The organism is Erysipelatoclostridium sp. An173, from assembly GCF_002160495.1.
GTDB classification, from domain to species: domain Bacteria; phylum Bacillota_I; class Bacilli_A; order Erysipelotrichales; family Coprobacillaceae; genus Thomasclavelia; species Thomasclavelia merdavium.
This window is the reverse complement of record NZ_NFKR01000005.1, coordinates 107,244-124,604: the sequence shown is the minus strand read 5'-3', so window position 1 is coordinate 124,604 and position 17,361 is coordinate 107,244. Positions and strand designations below refer to the sequence as shown.

The following is a 17,361-nucleotide window of genomic DNA, read 5'->3' as shown; positions in this document are numbered from 1 at the left end:
TTTTCACCTCGTATTAAATTTAATTATAACATAAATTAATCAATATATTTATTATTAACTGTTAATTGTTCTTCAATTTCTTTTATTAATCTTAAATAAGCTGGATCATTTGATTTACTATGTAGCAATTCAATTGCATCATTACGCGATATTTCTAAAATATTAGCATCCTCAAAAATATCAGCAACCAAAAAAACTGGTAAGCCGCTTTGCTGATCACCTAAAACATCTCCAGGACCGCGCATTTTTAAATCATAATATGAAACCTCAAAGCCATCATTACACGACTCTAAAAACTCTAACCGTTTTAATGCATCACTAAGTGACGAATTAGTTAAAAGGAAACAATACCCTTGTTGACTGCCACGACCAATTCTACCACGAAGCTGATGAATTTGACTCAATCCAAATCGTTCTGCATTATAAATAACCATCCAGTTAGCATTACTAACATCAACTCCAACTTCAATAACTGTTGTGGAAACTAAAATTTGAATTTGATTTTCTTTAAAACGAGCCATTATTTCATCTTTAGTCTCATCATCCATTTGACCATGCAATAATCCAACTTCATAATGTCCTTGAAAATAACTTTTCATCGCTTGATAAATACTCGTTGCATCACGACTATTTAATGCTTCACTTTCACTAACAAGCGGACACACTACATAACATTGACCACCACTTGCTAAATAGTTTTTCAAATCTTTTAAGATTGGTCGCATACTAGAAGATTTTATTACTTTTGTAATTACTGGTTTACGACCCGCTGGCATCGTTTTAATTGTTGAAACATCCATATCTCCATATAAACTAATAGCTAACGTTCTAGGAATTGGAGTAGCTGACATAACCATAAAATCAACCTGTTTTCCTTTTTCCTTTAACGCTTTACGTTGTTTTACTCCAAAGCGATGTTGTTCATCAGTAATAACTAATCCTAGCTTGTTGTAATTTACTTTTTCTTGAAACAAAGCATGGGTTCCTACTACAATATCAATTTTACCACTTTGCAATCTATCATAAATATCTTGTTTTTTAGCATTTGATAAATGTCCAGTTAATAAAGCTATTTCTACATTTGTATCTACAAATAGTTTTATTAACGATTGATAATGCTGATTAGCTAAGATTTCTGTTGGTGCCATCAATGCTCCTTGATAACCGCTTAAATAATTAGCATATAAACCAATGGCCCCAACGACTGTTTTACCACTTCCAACATCCCCTTGGACAAAGCGATACATTACTGTTTCTTTTTGTAAATCAGTTAATATTTCTTTAGTTGTTTTTACCTGATCTTCGGTTAATTTAAAAGGTAATTTTTTTATGAAATCATTTAATAGCTGATGATCAAATTCTTTTTTTATTCCAATATTCTCTTTTCGAGATAATTTTATATATTGCATTGTAAGTTGAAAACGTAAAAATTCTTCATATTTTAAATATCTTAACGCTTCGATAATATCTTTTTTATTACTAGGAAAATGGATTAAATTTAATGCTAATTCTTTATGGATCAAATGATGTTTTACCATCAAACTAATCGGTACTTGATCTTGAATATGATTATGATAAAATGCCAATGCCTTTTTTACATATCCTTGAAATGACTTTTGGGTTATTCCTTCTTTTAACGAATAAACCGGTGTTACTCCAGATAATTCATTTAAAGGTTTTAACTTAACGTCACTTGCAGTAATACTATGATTTTTTTGACTATATTTACCAATGACTGTTAAAGTCATTCCATTATGCATATTTTTCTTTAAAAAATGACGATTAAAAATTGTCACCCGATATGTTTCGCCTTGATACAAAATAGAAAATGTTAATCTTGATAGACGACCTTTATAAAATAATTTAGGTTCATCAACTAAAACACCTTCAATAATAACTTTTTCATTATCTATTAAAGGTGTTGCTTCAATTATTTCATAACGATAGGGAAAATGTAAAACAAGATCCCGCACTGAATATATATCCATATTATTTAGTAAAAGAATTCTATTTTCTTTTATTTTTAACTGTTGTAATGGTATTTCCTTTGACATATTATCACCAACAACATTGTATATTATTTTAACTAAAATATCTAGATTAATAGTTTTTAAAAAATAACTATCTTAATATACAATGTATTTATTATACAAAAGTTATTATCTAGTAACAAGGTCTTTTTGTATTAGATAAAAAAAGGAATAGTTTTTATCCTATTCCTATAAAAAACATTTTTAGATTTTACTTCTACGTTTACTAGTAACGAAGATACCACATAAAGCAATAATTGTTCCAGCTACAAGAATAGTAATTTGAGCTGTATCACCTGTTTTTACAGATTGACTTGTTGAAGTAGAAGAAGATTGATTGTTTCCAGCTTGATTTTCATCATCTGTAGTTTGTTCTGGTGGAGTTACAATACCAGGATTATCATCAGGAATAATTTCTGGTAGCCATTGTCCTAAACCATTACCAATTCTCATTTTATTTAAAATCTCTTCTAATGTTGTTTTACTATCAACATGTTCCATTTTACCTAAAACAATATCATAATCTTCAGGTGATAATAAATTACCATCTAAATCCATACTGTTATATTCTATAAATTCAACTGTATCTTCATATGTTACATTAACAGTGCTGCCATTAACATGTTTACGTGTCCATACGTTCCAACGTTCATTTTGAATTTGATCGGTCATATAACAATCAATAAAAGTAGTTGCTGAACCAATATTTTTATAATTTGGATTAGGTATATCAGGATCAAAATAAGTAACTAATGTTGAACCATCAACACGAATAGATTCAGTATAACATTCATTTTGCCATGGTCGCCCTAAACTTACATCTTCAACTCGTGAATCAGCAGTTAAACGACATTGATTAAACACTAAACCTTGATTGTCTTCATTAGTGTTTGGTGCTGTATAATAACCGTTATCTTTACCATTGAAATAAGCCATATGTAAATTACATTGTTCAAAATAAGCATCAGCATTACCAAAGATAAAATCTACAGTTCCTTCAATATAAGTATCTTTAAAATATATACGATTATTAGGTCCTTTTACATAAAGAGTATCTTGACGACCAATAATTTTACACTTATTAACAAGTACTTTATCAGCATTAATACATAAAGCAACTGCTGGTGTTTGTTGATCTTTACCAGTATTATCTTTAGTATTATAAGTATTTTCAACAGTTATATTATACATTGAAAAATTTGTTCCTTTTGGACCAACGATAATTGTACCACTTTGATCAGTTCCAACATCTTTTTCATCTTGAGGAACGAAATTCCCTTCATCATCAAAAGTATTTGATGAATAATAATTAGATTGAATAATTACATCATCACTATTACCACTAATTGATTTTAAAGTTACATTTGGCTGATTTACAGATATCTTTTCGTTATAAACACCATTTTCTAATTCAATAATTAATGGTGTAGCTGCACTAGAAACTTCATTATCTAACGCACTTTGAATACTAGAATAATTAGCTAATGAACTTGTACCAACACGAACTGTATGACTTACAGAAGCATTATCACTACTATAATCAATTACAATTCCATCTAAATAACAGCTACCAGTTCCAGTAAAGGTAAGTGGTAAATAACTAGTTTCATCTGCTTTAAAAACAGTTTCAGCACCAATTGAAATTGGTTGTCCATTAAACTCAACATCTAGGTTGTTGTAGTTGTTACCACTGACCGTTAAAGCTATTTCACTATCGGCAGCTATTGGTAAATATAAAATAGTTCCACCATTTATTTGTGTATCATTTTCACGAGGTGCAAATTTACTAGTTGAAGCATCGATTTGAATTCCATCAAATTCTCCTTTTTCAAACTGTAAATCTGGTCTTGTAACACTTGAAGTACTGGTAAAATCCCAGCTTTTATCTTTTGCTGTTACTTCAGGAACACCATAACCGCTATCACTACCATAATCCACCTTTATCATACTAACATATGCTTTTGAATTAAAAGTCACTGTCACATATTTAGTATCATCAACTGTTAAAGCAATATTAGAGTTTGAATTAGCCACTTTTCCATCAACAGTTAAATCAATTGGTGTAGAACCATCAATCGTTCCAGCGATAACTAATGAAACTCCTTTTGAATCAGTAGTAACTGGCACATAGATAGTTGTTCCTGGATTAATTGCCACACGGTTTTGGTCAACTTGAATATTAAATTTACCATTTCTTGCATCAACTAAAATATCATCATAACTTCCTTTGACCCCTTCAAGATTTGCATTTTCTTGTACATTACCGTTTTCATCTTTTAAAGAATCAAGAGTGTTAAAATAATATTCTTTATCACTAGCTTCGATACCTTCAGGAACTCCTGGATATTCAGCCTCCGGTTGTGTGTAAGACAATTCAATAGAACTAATATAACTTTGTATTTTAAAAGTAACATCAACCATTGTATCACTTGTATTTGTTACTGGAATAGTAACTTTATTTGAAGAATTAGTATAAGTTTGGTTATCTACTACTACTTCACAGCTACCACCAGATAAATTCAAAATGATATTAGCGCCTAGTTCATTGCCACTTACTGGAATTGATAAAATTGTTCCTGGATTAATTTGAAGATCAGTATCACGAGGTGCAAATTTACCAACTGTAGCATCGATTTTAATATCTTGCCATTCACCAGTTCCTTTTTCAATTGTAGTTATGTCTTCTTGTTGATTATTAGTAACCCAAACTCTATTTTGCATGGCTTCAATAGTTGTTGCACTATATACAATACTAACAATCATTGCAAAGACAGTTATTAGCGAAAAAATCCTTTTTTTCATTTAAAAATCCCCCTTTCAATTGCTACTTTAACACACCCCAAAAGTCTAAACAACGCAAAAAAAGTCGAATATATCACAGTTTTTTGACTTAATAACAATTAAATCACAATTTTATTTTCACTTATGTAATACATTTTCTAATCTATTAATTTCTTCCAAAATACTGTAATTACGTTAAAAAAACATCAATAAATCACATAATCATCCTTTATTTATCTTAAATTTATCGTAAATTAAACAAATTGTTTTTAAAAAAATTAATTTTTTGTTAAAATTAATATTTTTTGATAAATTCAACTATTTTTAACATTTATTATCAATAAACTAAATTTATCAAACAACAAAAAAAGAGGCTAACGCCTCTTAAAGATATCAATATTATCATTAAACAAAAACCATCAATAAAACCACTAACACTACAATTCCAATTATTATTGATAACGAATTTGCAACAGCGGCCACTTCCCCTTCATAACGACATTGCTTAGTAAAAACGGCAGCTACAGTGCTGATTGGAGCAGCCAAGGCAATTGTTAAAATTTTACGAGCTAATAGCGGTAAAGGTAAAAACATAAAACAAGCAAACATTAAAATAAAATTTCCTAACAAACGAATTCCTAAAACACGAATCAAATCTTTAAAATCATTTCGAGAAATTTTTATTTCCAGTAATAATCCAATCATTAACATCGCCAAAAAGCCATTACCAGCGCCAATAAAATCGGTTATTGATAAAACTGCATCAGGAATTCTAATCTTGAATAGTGCTAAAAAGAAAATAATTATATAGACATCAAACGGAATCGAAGAAAATAACTTCTTACACACATTACTGACAGATAACTTTTCCTGTTTATTTACAACACTAGAAGCAATTGCAAAAGTTCCTCCTAAACCCATCAAGGCATTTCCTACATCAAACATACATAAATAAGCAACTCCCATACCTGGGAAAAAAGCTTGAACAAATGGTAAAACAAAATTTCCAATATTATAACCAGAACAATTGATCATATATGCTGCTTGAGTAGGTGCTGGTTTACCATTACTTGCAAAGTAGCCAACAGCAACCATTATTAAATTGACAATAATTCCAATTGCAATCAATATTAACATTGCCCCATTAATTGTAATACCATTAGCATTAGAAAATAGTGCACATGGCAAGGTAACATTCATAATTATTGTCGCTAATATATAGCCATCTTCTTTTTTCAAAATCTTAAATTGTTTTAAAACAAAACCAATAATAATTACAAGTATAAATCCTAATGCTTTTATTAATACATCTATCATACAAAACCCTCTTATATACAACGTTTTTTTATTTTAACATCTATATTAATTTTTTTAAATAAAAAATAAGCTATTCATAAGAATAACTTACTTATTTACTAAATTAATTGCCTGATCTAAAACTGCTTGTCCATTCATTTTTACAAAATTATCACTATCAATTACATCAACAGGAATAGTATTGTTTACAATACCTTTTATATCTTCTATTTCACCAGCATTTTGAGGTGCTACTAAAACACAATCAGCGTCAGTCCATGAATGAGAAATTGCACTTTCTGCCATAGCCCAGATTAATGTATTAATATTTCTTTTTTTAGCTTCTTTTTTCATTGCATTTACAAGCATATTAGTAGTTAAACCAGATTTACAGCATAACAAAATTTTATACATAATATACCTCCGTTCCAATTAACGAAGTGATTTTATCACAACGATAATAAAAATACTAGAATTTTCATAATTTAAAAATATATTTTAATAATCTATCTATTATAGTTATATTTGACAACAATTATAATTTCTAATACATTTAATTAATAGGTGAGCGCTATGAAAAAAATCTTATTTTAATTATCATTATCTTATTACTTAATATTATTGCTAGTAATTCAACTGACTTTGCCTCATGGTATGCAACAAATGTTTCAAAAATATTTGTTAATACTATTGGGCGAATTAGTAGTATTATGCCCTTTTCAATATTTGAATGGTTAGTTATCATTTTAGTTATTGGCTTACTAGCTATTACTATTAAATATCGTTCTATTACATTGATTGTACGTTATCTTTTAGTTACTATCCTTATCTTTACATTGACTACTGGAATAAATTATCATCGCATGCCATTAGAAAAAGAAATGTCATTTACGCATTTAGAATATAATAATGATGATTTAAAGAAATTATGTAATTATATTACTGATAAATTAATCAATCTAAAAGCTGATGAAATTTCGATTGAGAAAATTCATAGCGAAGCTAAAATAGCAATGAATAAGATAATTCCTGGTTATTATCCAAATCCTAAACCAATGTTTTTTTCAAAATTAATGACCATGGGTAATCTTTCTGGAATTTTTTCACCGTTTACAATTGAAGCCAACTACAATAAAGATATGCCTACTTATAACAAACCATTTTCAATCTGTCATGAATTTAGTCATTTAGCTGGTTATATGGCTGAAGATGAAGCAAACTTTTTAGCATATCTAGCCTGTATAAATTCTAATAATGCGTATTTTAATTATAGCGGATATTTAACTGCATTTGTATACGTTACCAATGCTTTAAATTCAAATAATATTGATGTTAGTGAATACTATGATCGTTTACCAGATAATATCATTAGCGAGTTACAAAAAAATAATAAGTTTTGGCAACAATATAATAATATTTTTGCTTCAATAACTGATAGCATTAATGACACTTATTTAAAAATAAATTCAGTTAGTAAAGGAACCGGCAGTTATTCAATGTTTGTTGATTTGCTTTATTCATATTGTGTTGATCAAGAATTATTTTAAAAGCCAGCAGTTAACTACTGGCTTTAATACTAGATTTATCAAAGTTATTTTACTACCAAACGTGATAACCACCATCAATAACAATATCGATTCCCGTTGTATAAGTCGAAGCATCTGATAACAAATAAATAACTGCCCCAATTAACTCAGAAGGTTTACCAACACGATGCATTGGTGTATTATTCATTGAATTTTCAAACACTCTAGGGTCATTTAATTTAATGAAATTTTTTACATTACTCATTCCTTTTTCTAAAAAACCAGGTGATACACTATTAACACGTACATTATATTCACCATATTCACTCGCCACACTTCTAGTTAAGTGTAATAACCCAGCTTTAGAAGTACAATAACCTGACATATTAAAAGGCGGTTTATTAACAATTGTCCCTGTAAACGAAGCAATATTAACAATCGATCCTTGTTTTTGATCAACCATATACTTACCAAAATATTTACAACACAAGAATGTCCCCACAACATTAATATTCATTAATCGTTCATAATCTTTTCCAGTATAATCTTTAATACTGCCATGTTGATTTACACCGGCGGCATTAATTAAACCATCAATTCGTTTAAAATCATTAAATACTTGTTCACTAACTCTTTTTATATCTTCTTCTTTTGAATTATCAGCTAAATAATATTTAACAGTAACACTGTATTCTTTTTGTAGGCGTGCTTGTAATTCTTTTAATTTTTCTTCATTAGCCGGGATATCAATCATCGCTACATTACCACCAGCTTGTCCTATTGCTTCAACAAAATGCGAACATAAATAGCCACTAGCTCCAGTAGCAACAATTACCTTTTGATTCAATCTAAATAAATCCATAACATTTTCCATTTTTTATTCCTCCTATAATAATGTCGTAATAACATTTGATAAACCACATAGACCAATTATTACATATGTTAATTTTTTTACTAATCCACCATCAAGACGATCGACAATTTTATTAGCAACAAATAATCCTACTAAAATACCAAGCATTCCTAAACCAATTCCTGGCATTAAATCAATAGTAATGATTGAATTAAAGATTCTAAAAATTGTTGAATAAAGCACATTAATAAGGAAAAAACATTGGATAGTTCCTAAATATTCTTCTTTACTGCTTGTTTTAGCTAAAAAATAAATAACCATTAATGGTCCACCAATCCCAAACAAACCATCACAAATACCAGAAATAACAATACATAATATAGAAACAATTCCTTTTGGTTCGATATCTTTTTTATTAAAAAATAAGAAATACAATGATAATATAATCAAAAAGATCCCTAGAATAATTTTCATTACTTCTTGATTGATCATTTTAGCAAATAAAATAGAAATACTGCTGATCGCTAAATATAAAATAGCTGGTGCAAAAATCTTTTTAAAATTAATTGTTTTACGATAACGATAAACCATCGCTGCACATAAAATCATACAAATAGCACTAGATATACCAGCACTTTGTACAACACTATATTGCAATGGTAAAAACATCATCATTACTACTCCAGCACCAAAACCGGTAACCCCTTGAATGATGCCACCAGCTAAAGCTGGTAGAAAAATATAATGAACAAATTCCATAATTATCCTCCTTCATCCTGTCAATTTCTATTTATAATAAATACCAATTTCCTTTTTTTAACAAGATTTCAAGACAACAAAAAAACATCGTCTTCAAAATGGCAAATTTTTAAATGCCAATTTGAAAACAATGTCTTCAATTATGCAATTTATTCTTCATTCATCACTTCATTACTGCTAACTCGATATGGCTCATAATCTTTGGAAATCTGTTTCTTTAAATTAAAATTCTGTTCATAATCCTTATGAAAAACCGCACTATACAATAAATCAAAAATCAACATTATCGAAACACTAGAAGAAAAACTACCAATATTGCTATATAATTTTTCTCTTGTTGTCATCCGTAATGTAACATCAGCTCTTTTACTTAACGAATTTTCACCTACCGAAGTAATCAAAATTGATGAAGCTAGGCTAGAAACGATTTTTTCAAAATAAAGTTTAGTTCGCTGAGTCGTTCCGGTATAAGAAACAATGATAAAACAATCATCTTTACAAGCATGGTATGCATAATAATATTGAAAATTAGGATTATCACTTATAATTACCTTTTTACCAATACGCATCATTCGATCAGCAAATACCTTAGCAAATTCTAGTCCAACCCCAATACAAATAACATGAATATTTTTCGCTTTAAATAATAACGTTGTTGCATGGATCAGCATTTGATAATCGATTAAAGATAATGTATCATTACTAGTTTCTTCATATAAATGGACAACGGAATTACAAACACGAGCCAGATTATCATCTTTATTAAACGGAACATTAGCGTCAACTTTACTAAAATAACCTTTTAAATATTTTTCTTCATCTAAAAAAGCTTCTTTAAAATCTTTATATCCCTTAAACCCTAATTTATTACACAATCTCGTTACTGCTGATGTTGAGCTATAAGCTATTTTAGCTAACTCACGTATTGACATATCTTTAATCTCAACACCTAATGATAAAATATTATTAGCTACGTTTTGTTCAGAAACAGATAATGTTTTTAATTCTTTTAAATTTTCTTTTATAAGCATAACAACACCCCTTAGTTATTATTTTATTAATTTAGAGATATTTACTAGCTTCTTTAATACTTAAAGAGCTCATTTTATCTCGATATTTTTCAATAAAATTTCGTACCCATTCTGGATCAGTTTTTGAATAATCTCTTAAACTCCAGCCAATTGCCTTATTAATAAAAAACTCATCACTATTTAGATTATTTACAATTATCTTTTCTAGTAAATGCTGATCAGTTTGATCTTTTCTTAATAATTGATGGTCAATTGCAATTCTCCTAAGCCAAAAATCATCATCTTGTGACCATTTTAGCATCAATATAGCAACTCTTGTATCTTTCAATCCAATATCACCGATAATTCGATCAAAACAATCAATTGTATCCCACCATTCTTTACTTTGAATATATTCTTTCATTTTATTAATATCTTCATATTTTAAAAATTTTTTCATCGTTGATAAATAATCACAAACAAAATATTGAAATTCACGATGTTCATCTTGATAACAGTAATCTAAAAACTGCCAATCAATTTTTTTATTTGCTTTTTCTTGTTTTAAAATATCTCTATAAATTCCTTTTCTTTTAGGTGTAGCTATGCCATAAAATTTAAATAAATTTCGCATGTATTTAGCCATTTTTCTAGCATTTTCAATATCTTCATGTTGTTCAAACAATTGTTTTAAAAGTAAATATTTATCCATTATTCTACCCTCAATAATATAATTGTTTTATTAATTATACAAGAAAATCAAAAAATAAAGAATTAGAAGTTTAAAACTTCTAATCCATTAACATTTCTTCTTTACTTTCTAAAATCAATTCACACGCTTTACAAGCTGGACAATCACAATATTTGGCACCGGCTGCTTTAATTTCCTTTCCATGTACTGCAACCTCTTTAGCCTTTTCTTCCCCAAACACTTGTTTTCCAGCTTCACTTTCAGCAAAAGTAATCAATCCATCAATAGGCATAATGTCTTCTTGTAATTTAGCAAGATAAATTTCAGTCTGCTTTTTTTCTTGAGCAGTTCCAATCGCTTTTAACCAGGTATTGGCAACTTCTTTTAATTCATCACAACATGTTGCACTATTAATTAAATCATTAGTTTTTTCTACTACAAAATCTAAAGTTTCTTGTTTCATAAGGATCCCCTTTCTATGATAATACTTTATCTTTATTATAACACATTTATAAAATAGTTAAATTTCAAAAAAAGAATGACCAATAAGGCCATTCTTTTTGTATATTAATCTTGTGTATTAATTATGATCATATTCTTTTTTTCTTTTAACAACAATGTAAACAGCTCCTGAAATAATAATTCCTAAAGCAAATATTGCCATTGTTTGTTGATCTCCAGTATCTGTAGCATTAGCATTTTGACCATTATTAGCACCTGGTTTTTCTGATACACTTGGATCTTGAGTTGAATTATTATCATCTCCATCTGTTACATTATCAACTTTACCTTTAACAATAATTTCAAATGTAGCAGAGAATTCAGTTCCGTAATGTACGGTAACTGTTTTAGTACCTTCACTAGAAGAATCAAATCCAGTTACTGTTACTCGATTAGTTACATCCATTGTAGTACCGTCTTTTAATTTTGCAACAACTTGCATACCTGTTAAGTCAAGTTCATCACCAACAGTATAGACAGTTTTTGATGGTTTTGAAACAATTTCAATAGCTGTTACATCACCTTCATCAACGTTTTTCAATGTAACTTTAGCACCATCTAGAGCTACCATACCTTCACCAGTTGCCGTAATCACTAAATTAGTAATTCCCGGATTATCTACGATAACATCAATAGATTTAGTGCTCATTTGTGCATCAGCCGCTTTTAACTCAACTGTTTGACTTTGAATACCTTCACCACTAATTGATAATGTCATATCAGCAGTTGCTTTATAATCAAAGTCGAAACTATAAGTACCTGCATGAGTAGTATTTAATGGGACAGTAATTGTGTTACCTTCTTTGATTTTGTCAATCATTCTTCCATTACTGTAATCATTTCCATTAACCATTTTTAAATATTCATCTTTAACAATATTGTCATGTGATGAATCAAGTACCCCTAATTCAGCTTCTAATAATTTTTCTTCATCAAATTCATCAGGCATGATCATTGCATTTCTTACAGTATATTGAGAAATTGTTTGTAAATTTCCATATGCTTCTAATAATGCATTAGAAAGTCTCATCTTATCATCATCACTTAAATCAGGATTATCCACCGCTGCTTTTGCATTCAAGTAAGCCGCATCAAATTCAGCCCAATTTTCAGCTTTATACCATGACTCACTGATATTTGAAGTCTGTTCAACTGCATCTGCAATACGAACATCATCTTCAATAATTACTACACGAGCTGTACTCTTCATACCTAATTCAGCACCACCAGTTGGCGTAAAGATTTCTACATAGAAGTCTTTATTTCCAGTAACTGATAAATTATCGATTGTCTGAACAGTAATATATTTAGTTTTTTCACCATCTTTAAAAGTAATGGTTTCATTAGTAATATTTTCGTAATATTGTCCTTGAACCGCAGTTCCTGGAGGTGTAGTTACATTAACAGTTACTTCACCTGTAGAACCACCATTACGTTTGATTTTAACTTTAACAGCATCTCCTTCATTTACCTGATAAGAATCTGCTTCAATTTCAAATAAACCGTTTTCATTTACACCTAAGTAATATCCATAAGCAAAGTTAACTTTTCCACGATTAGTTCCTGTTGTTAACTGAATTGAATGTTCACCATTTGATAAAGTTGGTGATTCATATAAAATTTGATTAGGTGTTTCACTAGCAGCTGAACAACTTGCTGAACTTGTATACTTTCCATCAATATAAATATCAAATGCTCCATAGTTAGGACCTTTTGTTCCTACCAGCGCAAAGTATGTTCCTTCAAAAGTATATTTAATATTTGCCCATCCATCAGTTGTTGTATAACTTCCATCTGCTTGTTCATGCCATCCAGTATTACCTTTACCATCATTATCCCATGATCCTTTATTTAAAGATAATCCTTCATCACCAGGAACGAATTTAGTATAAGCTGCTGGTAATGGTTGAGTTGCTTTAAAATCATCTGCCGCCTCATAAACACCGACTTCACTAATCATTGGTTCTGCTTGCGAACCAGTAATATTAATTCTAATTGCCGTTGCTGTTACAGGATCGCTTCTTAATAATTTTTTAGCACCAATTGTTTTTCCATCGCCAAAGACAGCCCATTCACCGTTTTCTCTTTGGTATTCAACGTTAAATTCACTAATTCTTTGACCCTTAGTAATATATTCTTCGATTGATACCACATCAAATTGTTTTGCTTCATCAAATTGAATTTCAATTACACCTGTATTAGTACCTTTTTCTGTTGTCCAGTAAGTTTCATCATCACCATCAATAACTTTAGTTGGTGAATATTGCAATGCATTTTCATAAACACTGCTAGCACTAGCACTTGCACCAGTTACTAAATTAGTATCAAATGTTTCAGCAATTGCATTTTTAAATTCATTTAATCTAGAATAAATAGTTCCATCTAAATCTCCAGTTTTATTTGGAGGGAAGTTTAATAATAATGGTGATCCATTACCGATTGTATCAAAATAAATTTTTGAAAGTTGGCTCATTGATTTTGGATTATCACCATCATGATAGAACCACCCGGCAGTAATACTAACATCACTTTCAGGTACAGACCAATGATCACCATCAGGAATACCATAAGTAAATCCATCAGCTTCACTATATCCATCACCTTTTTCAGAATCTACTTTAGCCCAAGTTTCTTCACTTGCTTGACCCTTTTCATTTCCAATCCAGTGAATACCACCATCAGTTCCACCACCAAAGATTAAAACACCAGGTTCATTTTCTTTGATTGTAGATAAGATACGATCCATATCGTATTCTTGAGCGTCGCCACCTTCACCTTTGGCACCGTCCATCCACCATTCTACAAATCGACCATTATTTCCATAAATTGGATTAGTTACGATTTCTGTAATTTGGTTAACATAGTAATCATTATAATCTAAAGCATCTTTCTCTTTAACTTCATCCATTGTCATGCCATTGATTGGATTACCACTTTCATCTAATAAAGAATTACCATTTTCATCATAATATCCATAACTTTCAGCATTAACATCCCATGGTGATAAATATAATCCCATATCCATATTATGTTTTGTACATGCTGCAGAAATTTCTGCTAATACATCACCTTTACCATCTTTATATGGAGAATTTTCAATATCATGTTCAGTATATGCACTTGGCCAGATACAGAATCCATCGTGATGCTTTGCAGTTACAATCAATCTTTTAAAACCAGCATTTTTTAATGCTTCAACATATGAATCAGCATATGTAGCAATATCACCTGTAGGGTTGAATGATAATGGATCTTCTTGACCATCACCCCATTCTTTATCTGTAAAAGTATTCATTCCAAAGTGCACAAACGCTGCTAATTCTTCTTCATGATATTGAAGTTGTGCTTCATTTGGTACTGCACCCCATGCTTCAGGTTCTACTACATTTTTATTTTCTAAATCAGAGTCATCTAACATATTTGCGTTAACTGCTGTATAAGCAAATTGACTTACCAGTGTTGTCGCTAGCGCTGCTGCCAAGACTCCTTTCATTACTTTTCTTTTCTTCATATTTTGAACCTTCTCTTTCCTTATTTAACAACATGCAGTGTTGCGACTTCTCTTGTATAGATATTTGATTCACCTACTGTTGAATAAACAATTTCATAAGTACCTTCTTTGGAGAAATCTATTTCACTTGTTCTTGTTTTACCATTCCACATTAGTTTATAACCATCATTTACAGAACAGCTTACTTCTAAATCTTGACCATTGTAATCTTTAGCTGATACATTAGCTAATAAATTTTGTAATTCATCTTCATTACTAATTGTAATATCTTTAACACCATTAATAGTTGGACAAGTTTCATAATATTTATCAGCTGCTGCTTTTTGTTCTTTAGTTTGACTATAACTTACATAATCAATAACAAAATCCATTGGGAAGTCAGTATCCTCATTAGGGAAACCAGGCCATGCTCCACCAGCTGCTAAGTTAAGTAATAGATAATGTGGTTTGTGGAAGTAATCTAAATCAGTAATATATACTGTTGAATAAAGGTTATCATCAACATACCATTGAATTGTATCTGGATTCCATACAATACTAAACGTATGGAAATCTTTATTAAATGTTTCGTCATTTGGCAATGTATATGTATTAGTTTGAGCTTTATCACCATCTTCAGTTAAACCATTATGAATCGTACCATGAACTGTTCTGTCACTAGTACCTGGCATATCAGGGTTTTCACCAATTAATTCCATGATGTCAATTTCACCACACATTGGCCATCCAACACCTTGATCACTAGCAACTAAACCATCTAATGTAAAGTCATTACCTAACGTCCAGAATGCAGGGAACGCTCCAGCTCCTTTAGGTAATTTTGCTCTCATTTCAATTTTCCCATATAAAAATTCTCTTTTACCAAAAGTAGCAATACTTCCAGAATCGTATTTTTTTACGATATCGCTACCATCAGCATTATAATGAATAGTATATTCATGTTTTTTTGTTGCCCGTAAAATTAATTTACCATCTTCAACAAATACATTTTCAGAACTGTCAACATACTCTTGTGGTTCAATTCCACGTTTATGTCCTAACTGATAAGACCAGCTGTTCATATCTAATGTATCGAATTCATCACGCCATACTTCAGTATAAAGTTTATCTTGTGCTTCTTGTTCTTCTTCTTTGATTTCTTCTAAATATTTATCATATTCTGCTTTTTCATAAACACGCATATCACTTATACTAGCAGTACTATTTCCATAATATTTATAAATATCAACATAAGCTTTTTCAAATGATCCTGAATTAAATGGATATGTGTATTCTTTCCAAGTTACCCCTCCAGAATACCCAATATTGTCATCAGCTTTAAATAAGCTAGTACCATCTAATGCATTAATACTTGTAACAGTTCCGGTATTGTCTGAACCATGTTTCAAATAGACTTTAAATACATAATCAGTATTTTGCTTTAATCCATCGATTAGAGCTTTCAAAGAATTATATTCTACATTTTCCGGAAGTACCAAACCATAGGCATTTTCACCATACCCTTCACCTATTACTGCTGGTACATCTCCGTTATAATAGAATTTCCCTGATTCATAACTATATGTATCACCATTATTTTTCAAAATATCAGATGATTGAACATTGATCAAATCACTATTTTTAATATAGTTTGTCAATTTTGTTTTCGTTTCTTGTTTTGCTTGATATTCTTCATAATCAGCTTTAGTAAATAACTTAGCATCATCTACATAAACTTCAGATTTATAAATATCACTAACTGTATCTTTTTCATCAGTCCATTTAAGAACCCTAATTACAATTTCTTCATGATTACCTGAATTAAATGAAACTGTCCCATGTTTCCATTCAGTTCCGCCCGTCCATACTTCGTCAATTCCTTCAATCTTATTAGTATTAGCATCTAATACTTGTAAGATACCACTTCCTCCAGCTAAAGATGTTCTTACATAAGCTGAAAATACGTAATCTGTATTCTTTTTAACTTTAACTACTTGTGCCAGCCAAACGTTTTGTTTATTAGCTGGAAGCATTCCTGAACGTTCACTTTCGTTATTTCCAACGTAGCTTACAACTCCACCTCCTTCAGAATACCAGTTGCTGTATTCCATATCAGATGGATTACCTGAGTACGTTAAAATACTGCTTGTTTGTAGTTCTTCAAAATTACCATTAACAACTAAATCAGTCGGTGCCGCATTAACTTGCCAGGTTTGTTTTGCTGCCGCAAACGTACTTAGAACTAGTGCACTGGCGATAAGAACCTTTTTTGTTTTCTTCATTTTTTTCTCCTTTCTCGTAAAGTAAATATCTGGAATTATTTACTAAACTTTTTACTAAAGAGATTATATTCTTTTTAGTAAAAAATTGCAACCGTTTACAATCAATATTTTTCTTTTTATTAAAAAAAACACCTTTTAATGA

The 17,361-nt window shown here is 30.0% G+C and carries 12 protein-coding genes; 1 reads left to right on the top strand and 11 read right to left on the bottom strand.

The genetic code is table 11. The features are described from left to right. Window positions 1–35: 35 nt before the first annotated feature. From recG to B5F09_RS03810, 4 genes are all read right to left on the bottom strand, one after another. Window positions 36–2,054, bottom strand: coding sequence for an ATP-dependent DNA helicase RecG (recG, locus tag B5F09_RS03825; RefSeq protein ID WP_087371815.1), 2,019 nt, complete (start codon window positions 2,052–2,054; stop codon window positions 36–38). A gap of 180 nt (window positions 2,055–2,234) precedes the next feature. Beyond that, window positions 2,235–4,832, bottom strand: a complete 2,598-nt coding sequence (locus B5F09_RS03820; protein ID WP_087371812.1) for a pectinesterase family protein — start codon at window positions 4,830–4,832, stop codon at window positions 2,235–2,237. Window positions 4,833–5,216: 384 nt separating this feature from the next. Further along, window positions 5,217–6,128, bottom strand: coding sequence for an AEC family transporter (locus tag B5F09_RS03815; protein ID WP_087299837.1), 912 nt, complete (start codon window positions 6,126–6,128; stop codon window positions 5,217–5,219). 87 nt (window positions 6,129–6,215) lie between these two features. Further along, the gene (locus B5F09_RS03810; protein WP_087299839.1) at window positions 6,216–6,521 is read right to left on the bottom strand and encodes a PTS sugar transporter subunit IIB; all 306 of its coding nucleotides are present in this window, start codon (window positions 6,519–6,521) and stop codon (window positions 6,216–6,218) included. A 146-nt stretch (window positions 6,522–6,667) separates the two neighbouring features. Here B5F09_RS03810 and B5F09_RS03805 point away from each other — a divergent pair, with 146 nt between their 5' ends. Beyond that, window positions 6,668–7,654, top strand: a complete 987-nt coding sequence (locus tag B5F09_RS03805; RefSeq protein WP_087371809.1) for a DUF3810 domain-containing protein — start codon at window positions 6,668–6,670, stop codon at window positions 7,652–7,654. 52 nt (window positions 7,655–7,706) lie between these two features. On the opposite strand, the gene B5F09_RS03800 is transcribed toward B5F09_RS03805, so the two are convergent. From B5F09_RS03800 to B5F09_RS03770, 7 genes are all read right to left on the bottom strand, one after another. Beyond that, window positions 7,707–8,507, bottom strand: coding sequence for an SDR family oxidoreductase (locus tag B5F09_RS03800; protein ID WP_087371806.1), 801 nt, complete (start codon window positions 8,505–8,507; stop codon window positions 7,707–7,709). 12 nt (window positions 8,508–8,519) lie between these two features. After that, window positions 8,520–9,245: a sulfite exporter TauE/SafE family protein gene (locus B5F09_RS03795; RefSeq protein ID WP_087371803.1), complete on the bottom strand. Its 726-nt coding sequence runs from the start codon at window positions 9,243–9,245 to the stop codon at window positions 8,520–8,522. A 149-nt stretch (window positions 9,246–9,394) separates the two neighbouring features. Further along, a complete protein-coding gene (locus tag B5F09_RS03790) occupies window positions 9,395–10,276 on the bottom strand; it encodes a MurR/RpiR family transcriptional regulator (protein ID WP_087371800.1) in 882 nt (293 codons plus the stop codon). A 31-nt stretch (window positions 10,277–10,307) separates the two neighbouring features. Next, on the bottom strand, window positions 10,308–10,967 hold the full coding sequence (locus tag B5F09_RS03785; protein ID WP_087371797.1) for a DNA alkylation repair protein: 660 nt from the start codon (window positions 10,965–10,967) through the stop codon (window positions 10,308–10,310). A gap of 79 nt (window positions 10,968–11,046) precedes the next feature. After that, on the bottom strand, window positions 11,047–11,409 hold the full coding sequence (locus B5F09_RS03780) for a molecular chaperone Hsp90 (protein ID WP_087371794.1): 363 nt from the start codon (window positions 11,407–11,409) through the stop codon (window positions 11,047–11,049). Between the two features lie 117 nt (window positions 11,410–11,526). Next, window positions 11,527–14,958 carry an alpha-L-fucosidase gene (locus tag B5F09_RS03775; protein ID WP_087371789.1) on the bottom strand — a complete coding sequence of 1,144 codons (3,432 nt, stop codon included), beginning with the start codon at window positions 14,956–14,958 and terminating at the stop codon, window positions 11,527–11,529. A gap of 20 nt (window positions 14,959–14,978) precedes the next feature. Beyond that, window positions 14,979–17,219, bottom strand: a complete 2,241-nt coding sequence (locus B5F09_RS03770; RefSeq protein WP_087371786.1) for a family 16 glycosylhydrolase — start codon at window positions 17,217–17,219, stop codon at window positions 14,979–14,981. Between the last annotated feature and the right edge of the window lie 142 nt (window positions 17,220–17,361).

Excerpts from the sequence above, each read along its gene's own strand:
- recG (WP_087371815.1), bottom strand. The coding sequence starts at position 2,054 with ATGTCAAAGGAAATACCATTACAACAGTTAAAAATAAAAGAAAATAGA.
- B5F09_RS03820 (WP_087371812.1), bottom strand. The coding sequence starts at position 4,832 with ATGAAAAAAAGGATTTTTTCGCTAATAACTGTCTTTGCAATGATTGTT.
- B5F09_RS03815 (WP_087299837.1), bottom strand. The coding sequence starts at position 6,128 with ATGATAGATGTATTAATAAAAGCATTAGGATTTATACTTGTAATTATT.
- B5F09_RS03810 (WP_087299839.1), bottom strand. The coding sequence starts at position 6,521 with ATGTATAAAATTTTGTTATGCTGTAAATCTGGTTTAACTACTAATATG.
- B5F09_RS03800 (WP_087371806.1), bottom strand. The coding sequence starts at position 8,507 with ATGGAAAATGTTATGGATTTATTTAGATTGAATCAAAAGGTAATTGTT.
- B5F09_RS03795 (WP_087371803.1), bottom strand. The coding sequence starts at position 9,245 with ATGGAATTTGTTCATTATATTTTTCTACCAGCTTTAGCTGGTGGCATC.
- B5F09_RS03790 (WP_087371800.1), bottom strand. The coding sequence starts at position 10,276 with ATGCTTATAAAAGAAAATTTAAAAGAATTAAAAACATTATCTGTTTCT.
- B5F09_RS03785 (WP_087371797.1), bottom strand. The coding sequence starts at position 10,967 with ATGGATAAATATTTACTTTTAAAACAATTGTTTGAACAACATGAAGAT.
- B5F09_RS03780 (WP_087371794.1), bottom strand. The coding sequence starts at position 11,409 with ATGAAACAAGAAACTTTAGATTTTGTAGTAGAAAAAACTAATGATTTA.
- B5F09_RS03775 (WP_087371789.1), bottom strand. The coding sequence starts at position 14,958 with ATGAAGAAAAGAAAAGTAATGAAAGGAGTCTTGGCAGCAGCGCTAGCG.
- B5F09_RS03770 (WP_087371786.1), bottom strand. The coding sequence starts at position 17,219 with ATGAAGAAAACAAAAAAGGTTCTTATCGCCAGTGCACTAGTTCTAAGT.